The organism is Aeromicrobium sp. PFPM2_SD2 (assembly GCF_057364525.1).
The window spans coordinates 1-6,832 of sequence record NZ_JBNFNZ010000096.1; the positions used below are offsets into that span (position 1 = coordinate 1).

Annotated in this window: 8 protein-coding genes and 1 pseudogene; 6 read left to right on the top strand and 3 right to left on the bottom strand. The window is 73.4% G+C overall.

Annotation, left to right across the window (positions count from 1 at the left end; all coding sequences use genetic code 11):
• Window positions 1-143: 143 nt before the first annotated feature.
• Complete coding sequence (locus tag AC2W7G_RS06640) at window positions 144-1,025, bottom strand: decaprenyl-phosphate phosphoribosyltransferase (protein ID WP_485867738.1); 882 nt, start codon at window positions 1,023-1,025, stop codon at window positions 144-146.
• A 126-nt stretch (window positions 1,026-1,151) separates the two neighbouring features.
• Here AC2W7G_RS06640 and AC2W7G_RS06645 point away from each other — a divergent pair, with 126 nt between their 5' ends.
• The gene (locus AC2W7G_RS06645) at window positions 1,152-1,298 is read left to right on the top strand and encodes a hypothetical protein (protein ID WP_485867739.1); all 147 of its coding nucleotides are present in this window, start codon (window positions 1,152-1,154) and stop codon (window positions 1,296-1,298) included.
• 79 nt (window positions 1,299-1,377) lie between these two features.
• Here the strand turns inward: AC2W7G_RS06645 and AC2W7G_RS06650 are convergent, their stop codons facing one another.
• Window positions 1,378-2,499: a glycosyltransferase family 4 protein gene (locus tag AC2W7G_RS06650; RefSeq protein WP_485867740.1), complete on the bottom strand. Its 1,122-nt coding sequence runs from the start codon at window positions 2,497-2,499 to the stop codon at window positions 1,378-1,380.
• Window positions 2,500-2,546: 47 nt separating this feature from the next.
• On the opposite strand from AC2W7G_RS06650, the gene AC2W7G_RS06655 reads away from it, so the two are divergent.
• The 4 genes from AC2W7G_RS06655 to AC2W7G_RS06670 all read left to right on the top strand — a co-directional run bounded on the left by AC2W7G_RS06655 (window position 2,547) and on the right by AC2W7G_RS06670 (window position 5,541).
• A complete protein-coding gene (locus tag AC2W7G_RS06655) occupies window positions 2,547-3,293 on the top strand; it encodes a class I SAM-dependent methyltransferase (protein ID WP_485867741.1) in 747 nt (248 codons plus the stop codon).
• Complete coding sequence (locus AC2W7G_RS06660) at window positions 3,290-4,423, top strand: alpha-(1->3)-arabinofuranosyltransferase domain-containing protein (RefSeq protein ID WP_485867742.1); 1,134 nt, start codon at window positions 3,290-3,292, stop codon at window positions 4,421-4,423. Before AC2W7G_RS06655 ends, AC2W7G_RS06660 begins: the two co-directional genes overlap by 4 nt.
• 77 nt (window positions 4,424-4,500) lie before the next feature.
• The gene (locus AC2W7G_RS06665; protein ID WP_485867743.1) at window positions 4,501-4,788 is read left to right on the top strand and encodes a hypothetical protein; all 288 of its coding nucleotides are present in this window, start codon (window positions 4,501-4,503) and stop codon (window positions 4,786-4,788) included.
• A 96-nt stretch (window positions 4,789-4,884) separates the two neighbouring features.
• Entirely contained in the window at window positions 4,885-5,541 is a 657-nt protein-coding gene (locus AC2W7G_RS06670; RefSeq protein WP_485867745.1) for a hypothetical protein, read from the top strand.
• A gap of 41 nt (window positions 5,542-5,582) precedes the next feature.
• Here the strand turns inward: AC2W7G_RS06670 and AC2W7G_RS06675 are convergent.
• A pseudogene (locus AC2W7G_RS06675) lies at window positions 5,583-5,828 on the bottom strand (LLM class flavin-dependent oxidoreductase); the annotation flags it as partial.
• A 280-nt stretch (window positions 5,829-6,108) separates the two neighbouring features.
• Between AC2W7G_RS06675 and AC2W7G_RS06680 the strand changes: the two are divergent.
• A partial coding sequence (locus tag AC2W7G_RS06680; protein WP_485867744.1) for a DNA glycosylase AlkZ-like family protein occupies window positions 6,109-6,832 on the top strand: 724 nt, incomplete at its 3' end.

Sequence of the window (6,832 nt, forward strand, 5' to 3'; positions counted from 1 at the left end):
CGGCGTAGGCGTCGACCGCGTCGACGAGGGCCCCCGGTCGCCGGCGGCGGCGACGGTGCTTCGCAGGGCGTCCTCGTCGGCCGCTCGCGTGACGTGGGCGGCCGACGGACTCGTGCGACCCCATCCGTGCAGCGGCTGCGTGCTCATGCGTAGACCCCCAGGGCGAACAGGACGACCCAGACCAGGCCGACGAGCTGCAGCACGCGGTCGCGCGCCACGGCGTCCTCGGGCTCGCCGGCCAGGCCGCGGTCGACGTCGACCGCGTAGCGCAGGATGCCGACGACGAACGGCGCGATGGAGATGGCCTGCCAGTTGACGTGGCCGGTCGGGACGAGCTCGAAGGCCCACAGGCTGTACGCGGTGACGGCGACGGCCGCGGCCAGGCTCCAGACGAAGCGCAGGTAGGAGTCGGAGTAGTCGTTCAGCGACCGCCGCGTGCCGCCGGCCGCCCCGAGCGTCATGAGCTCGGAGTAGCGCTTGCCGGCGACCATGAACAGCGAGCCGAACGCCGCCACCAGCAGGAACCACTGCGACAGCGGCACGTCCGCGGCGACGCCGCCGGCGATGGCGCGCAGCAGGAAGCCGGACGACACGATGGCGATGTCGAGCACGGCGACGTGCTTGAGCCACAGCGCGTAGGCCAGCTGCAGCACGAGGTAGACGGCGACCGTGGCGAGCAGGTCGAGGTCGACGGCCGCGGCCAGGACGACCGAGCCCAGCCCGAGCACGGCGGCGGTGGCGAGCGCGACCTGCGGCCGGACCTGTCCGGCCGCGACCGGGCGGTGACGCTTGACCGGGTGCAGCCGGTCGGCCTCGCGGTCGAGCGTGTCGTTGACCAGGTAGATCGACGCGGACGCCATGACGAAGGCGACGAACGCCGCGACGACCGAGGCGATGACCGTGGACTCCAGCAGCACGCCGCCAGCGAGCGGGGCCACGAGCACGAGGGCGTTCTTGGACCACTGCCGCGGACGGGCGGTGGTGAGGAGGCCGCGCAGCTCTCCGGACCTGACCTCGGTTCGCATGATGGGGGCCACACTACGGGCTGGCTCTGGGGCTCGTGACACGTCCGTGAACTTTCGTGACGAAGCGCACGCCTTGTGACGTGCGCTACTGTTACTCTTGCGTAGTTCTTGAGGAGGGACAAAGACGTGAACGGAATCCTGATCACCATCGGCTGCCTGATCGGCGGCGGGGCGCTCGCCACCGCGACGGCCGTCGGCATCGTGCAGTCCCAGCAGTCGGCGGGCGAAGAGCCCATCAGCTCCACCAGCACCGTGAACTACGGCTCGAACTAGCTGACCTCGCGCCACCGCGCGGACGAAGGGCCCGGAACCTGAGGTTCCGGGCCCTTCGTCGTCCCCGCGGGACGGGCGGTCAGAGTCCGAGGACGGTCGCGAACCCGGCCTGGGCGGCGGTCCAGGAGTACCGCTCGGCCTTGCGGTGCGCCCCGGCCCCGAGGAACGCGCGCCACTCGGCGTCACGCAGCACGGCGCCGGTCTCGTCGGCCAGCTCGGCGACGGTGTCGACCAGGACGCCGGAGTCCTTGTGGTCGATCGACTCGGTCGGGCCGCCGGCCTCGCGGTAGGCGAGGGTCGGCGTGCCGTGGACGCCGGCCTCGCCGATGACGATGCCCCAGCCCTCCTTGAGCGAGGGCAGCAGCATCGCCCAGGCGCGGGCGTAGACCTCGTGCTTGGTGCGCTCGTCGACGAAGCCGAGCAGGTGCACCCGGTCGCGCAGGCCGCGCTCGCGCGCGTAGGCGTCGAGCTCGTCGTGCCACCAGCCGTCTCCGACGACGTCCAGCTCGAGGTCGGGGAACTCCGCGGTGAGCCGGTCGACGACGTCGATGGCGTGCTCCACCTGCTTGTGCGGGACCAGCCGGCCGACCACGCACAGCCGGGGCGTGGGGGAGCGGGTCACCGCGACCTCGGGGGCCGGCTCGGTGCCGTTGTGGACGATCGCGATGCGCTCGCGGTCGACGCCCAGCTCGACGAGCTCGTCGCACGAGGCCTGCGAGACCGTGACGTACTGAGAGCGGCGGTAGAGCAGCGGCGCGACGCGTGACTCGATGAACCAGCCGATGCGTCCGGTCAGGCCGGGGTAGACCACCGGCCACTGCTCGCGGTGCACGTGGTGCACCAGGACGGTGACCGGCTTGCGGGTGGCCAGGCGGGTGAAGAACGGCAGGCCGTTCTGCACGTCGACGACGTGGTCGACCTTGCCGTAGAGCCCGAGCAGCAGGCGCAGCAGGACGCGCACGTAGATGCTGAGCTTGGTGCCGCGGCGCACGAACCGGACGCCGTCGACGACCTCGTCGCGGGCGGCACCGGGGTACTCGGCGCAGGCGATGGTCACCGTGTGGCCCCGCTGCACCAGGCCCCGGGCCATCGCCTCGACGTACCGCTCGGAGCCGCCGCCCTCGGGGTTGCTGGTGTCGCGCCAGTTGGCGAACAGGACGTGCACGTGGGCCTCCGGGGCGAGCGTCGTGGCCGAGATCACGCCACGGATGACAGTTCAACTGTAACAGTCGGTGTGTGGTGGGTCTCATGTATCGTTCCCGCGTGCCCGACGCCTTCTCCCCGGACCTCGCGCGGTCCGTGAAGCTCTTCCGGGCCTTCCGCGTCGAGCAGACCGACCCCGCCCACTTCTACGGCACGCTGGCCGAGGACTCCGTGCAGCAGCTCGCGGCGTACGGGACGCTCGAGGGCGCGCACGTCCTGGACGTCGGCGGCGGACCGGGCTACTTCGCCCGCGCCTTCCGCGCCGCCGGGGCGCGCTACACCCCGCTGGACGCCGACCTGGGCGAGCTGTCGGCGGCGTCCGAGCCGGAGCCGGGCACGGTGCTCGGCTCGGGCATGGAGCTGCCCTTCCGCGACGCCAGCTTCGACGTCACCTACTCCTCGAACGTCCTCGAGCACGTCGACAAGCCGTGGCAGATGGCCGACGAGATGGTGCGCGTGACCAAGCCGGGCGGCCTGGTCTTCCTGTCGTACACGCTGTGGTTCGGCCCGTGGGGCGGGCACGAGACGGCGCCCTGGCACTTCCTGGGCGGCCGGTACGCCGCGCGTCGCTACGAGCGCAGGCACGGCCACCCGCCCAAGAACGTCTACGGCGAGTCGTTGTTCGCCGTGACGGCGGCGGCCGGCCAGCGCTGGGCCCGCACCCAGACCGAGGCCGACGTCCTGGCCGTCGTGCCGCGCTACCTGCCGCGCTGGTCGTGGTGGGTGCTGCGCGTGCCGGTGCTGCGCGAGCTCGTCACCTGGAACCTCGCCGTCGTGCTGAGGAAGCGATGAGGGTCACCGCCTGGCGACTGCGACTGGCGGCGGTGAGCATGGTGCTCGCCGCCGTCGCGTTCGTGCAGGCCCCCCGCATGCTCGTCGCCGACACCAAGGCCGACCTCGTCATCGACCCCGGTGGCTTCCTGGCCCGGGCGCTGAGCCTGTGGGACCCGGACGGCTCGCTGGGGCAGGTGCAGAACCAGGCCTACGGCTACCTGTTCCCCATGGGGCCGTTCTTCTGGCTCGCCGACCTCGCGCACGTGCCGGGCTGGGTGGTGCAGCGGGCCTGGTGGTCGCTGCTGCTCGTCGTCGCCTTCCTGGGCGTGGTCAAGCTCGCCGGCGCCCTGGGCATCGGGACGCCGTGGGCGCGCGTGCTCGGCGGCCTGGCGTTCGCGCTGTCGCCGCGCATCCTGACGTTGATCGGCACCAGCTCGGTCGAGGTGTGGCCCTCGGCCCTGGCCCCCTGGGTGCTGGTGCCGCTCGTGCTGGGTCTGCGCTCGTCCCGGCCGGCGTTCCATGCCGCCCTGTCGGCCCTCGCCGTCGCCGCGGTGGGCGGCGTCAACGCCGTCGCCACGTTCGCCGTCGTCCCGCTGGGCGCGCTGTGGCTGCTCATGGCGTCCCCGTCGCCGCAGCGCCGCGCGATGATCCGCTGGTGGCCGCCGCTGGTGCTGCTCGGCACGCTGTGGTGGATCGGTCCGCTCCTGCTGCTGGGCCGCTACAGCCCGCCGTTCCTGGACTTCATCGAGAGCGCCTCCACCACGACCGGCGTCGCCACGGCGTACGACGCGCTGCGCGGCACGACCAACTGGATCCCGTACCTCGACGGCAACCTCGTGGCCGGCAACCAGCTCGTGAGCCAGTCGTACGTCATCGTCAGCTCCGTCGTCGTGGTCGCCCTCGGCTTCTACGGCCTGGCCCGGCGCGACAACCCGGTGGGACGCTTCCTGCTGGCCGGGGCGGTGCTCGGCCTGGTGCTCGTGACGCTGGGCCACGCGGGCACGAACCTCGCGCCCGGCTCCTGGCAGGCGCTGCTGGACGGCGCGCTGGCGCCGCTGCGCAACACGCACAAGTTCGACGTCCTGATCCGGCTGCGCTCGTGCTCGCCTGGCGGCGCGGCGGTGACCGGGACGAGAGCCGACCGGTGAACGTCCGGCGAACACTCGCCCGACCGGTCAGCGGCGTTTCCGCCCCACGGACGTCCGGCCCGGCCTAGGGTCGCGCCATGAGCAGCGAGCCCGCGAGCACGACCGTCCCCGGCGACCGCACCGAGGCCAGTGAGTGGTTCGCGATCGGAGGGTTCGTCCTCCTGGTCGCACTCCTCCTCGCCGGGACGGGATGGAGCCGCGCTGAGGACGAGGCGCTGGTCGCGTTGCTCGCTCTCGGTGGCGTCGCCGCGATCTGCGGCCTGGGCTGCCTCATGGTGGGCGCGGTCGTCACCGGCACCACCATCGCGCTGCGCGCCGAGCACGCCCGCCTGGAGCAGGAGCGCTCGGCGCAGCAGGCGGACTAGCCCAGCAGCTCCTTGGCGAGCAGCGTCAGCGTCTGCTCGCGAGCCTCGGACGCGCGGGCGTCGCCGCCGCGGTGCGCGGACGCGACCGGGTGCAGCATGACCTCGTCGACGCCGAACTGGTCCGCCAGCGCGCGGATCTCGTCCGCGGCCTCGCCCGGCTCGCCCGACGACCGCCCGGCCGATGCCCGACGTCACGAGCTCCATGAGCTGGGGGTGCAGCGGCTCGGCCTGGGCGTCCTCGACCAGCTCGAGCGGCCCGAACGGCTGCCCGGTGCGCAGCCGGGCCATCTGGCGCATCTGCGGCAGGGCGAGGGCCTCGGCCTCCTCGTGCGTCGGCGCCACCACGGCGTTCACGGTGAGGAAGGTGGTGGGCTCGGCGCACAGGTCGCTGGGCCGGAAGTTCTCGCGGTAGTAGGCGAGCGCCTCGGCGGTGCCGTGGCCGGAGAAGTGGTGCGCGAACACGTACGGCAGGCCCTTCTCGGCGGCCAGCTCGGCGGAGTACATGGACGAGCCGAGCAGCCACATGCGCGGCTCGCTGGCCGCGGCGGGCGTCGCCTTGAGGACGTACTGCTGGCGCGGCACCGGCACGCGGACGCCCTCGGTGCCCATGAGCGCCACGACGTCGTCGAGGTACTGCGGGAACTGGTGGACGTCGGTGTCGTCGCGGCCCGCGGCACCGCGCAGGGCCATGGACGTGACCGGGTCCGAGCCGGGCGCGGCCGGCATGCCCAGGCTCGGATGCGGCCGGGGTAGGCGGCCTCGAGCAGCGCGAACTGCTCGGCCACGGCCAGCGGCGCGTGGTTGGGCAGCATCACGCCGCCCGAGCCGAGCCGGATGCGGTCGGTCTGCGCGCCGAGGATGCCGATCATCACCGGCGGGGACGTGGCGGCGACGGCGGCCATGTTGTGGTGCTCGGCGACCCAGTAGCGCTCGAACCCGGCGGCGTCCGCGGCCTGCGCGAGGCGGACGGTGGCCGCGACGGCGTCGGCGGAGGTCTGGTCGGAGCGGACGGGCACGAGGTCGAGCACGGACAGGCGCATACCTGGGGCAACGCGCTCCCCTCGCGGTTGCTTCCCGCACCCGGGCGTGGCGTGTGACGCATCGTCATGCGTCGAGGCTGTGCCCACGACCCGAAGGCATGAAGCTCCCTCCCGCACGAACCCGTGACGGCTGTCGCCGCCGGCTGGTACACCTTCTCCATGCAGGTGACCCGGGCCCAGGCGCTGCGCTACCGCGTGCACGCCCAGCAGCTCGAGCGCACCGGGGTGCACGCCGACGCCGCCGTGCTCGACCTCGGCGTCCAGGACACCGGGCCCGACGGTGCCCCGTGGGCACTCGCGATCCGCGGCTGCGAGCCGGCGCCCGGCTCCACCGTCCTGGTTCTGGACGCTGCGCGGCGCCCCGGCCCTCTACCGCCGCGAGCAGGTCGCCCAGGTCGCCGCCGCCACCGCCCCGCTCAGCGAGCGCGACGCCGCCAAGCGCATCTTCGACGCCGCCAAGCCGCTGAAGGCCGCGCACGTGCCGGTCACCGACGCGCTCGCGAAGGTCGCGACGCTCATGCGTGAGGTCGTCGACCACCCCATGCCGAAGGGCGACGTCTCCACGGCTATGACCGCACGCGTCGACGAGCCCTACCTGCGCGAGTGCGGGCCGTGCGGCACCACGCACCTGTACGAGCAGCCGTTCCGGCTCTCGGCGCTGCAGGCCGGGCTCGAGCTGCGCCCGCGCACCTCTCCCCCGGTGCTCGAGCGCATCCGCGGCTGGGCCGGCCCGCAGCCGGCGGCGCCGCACCTGGACCCGATCCGCGCCTACCTGCACCTGGTCGGCCCGGCCACGCCCGCCGAGGTCGCCGGCTTCCTCGACTCGCGCATCCAGGACGTCGCGACCCACTGGCCCGCCGACGCGGTGACGGTCGAGGTCGACGGCGAGGCACGTTCGATGCTCGCGGCCGACGTCGACGCGCTGCGCGAGGCCCCCGCGCGCCCGAGGCGTGCGGCTGCTCGGCCCCTTCGACCTGCTGCTGCAGCTGCGCGACGCGCTGCTG

What these genes read in the sequence shown, in the direction of transcription:
- AC2W7G_RS06640 (WP_485867738.1), bottom strand. Translation starts at nt 1,025, where the DNA reads ATGCGAACCGAGGTCAGGTCCGGAGAGCTGCGCGGCCTCCTCACCACC.
- AC2W7G_RS06655 (WP_485867741.1), top strand. Translation starts at nt 2,547, where the DNA reads ATGTATCGTTCCCGCGTGCCCGACGCCTTCTCCCCGGACCTCGCGCGG.
- AC2W7G_RS06660 (WP_485867742.1), top strand. Translation starts at nt 3,290, where the DNA reads ATGAGGGTCACCGCCTGGCGACTGCGACTGGCGGCGGTGAGCATGGTG.
- AC2W7G_RS06665 (WP_485867743.1), top strand. Translation starts at nt 4,501, where the DNA reads ATGAGCAGCGAGCCCGCGAGCACGACCGTCCCCGGCGACCGCACCGAG.
- AC2W7G_RS06670 (WP_485867745.1), top strand. Translation starts at nt 4,885, where the DNA reads ATGACCTCGTCGACGCCGAACTGGTCCGCCAGCGCGCGGATCTCGTCC.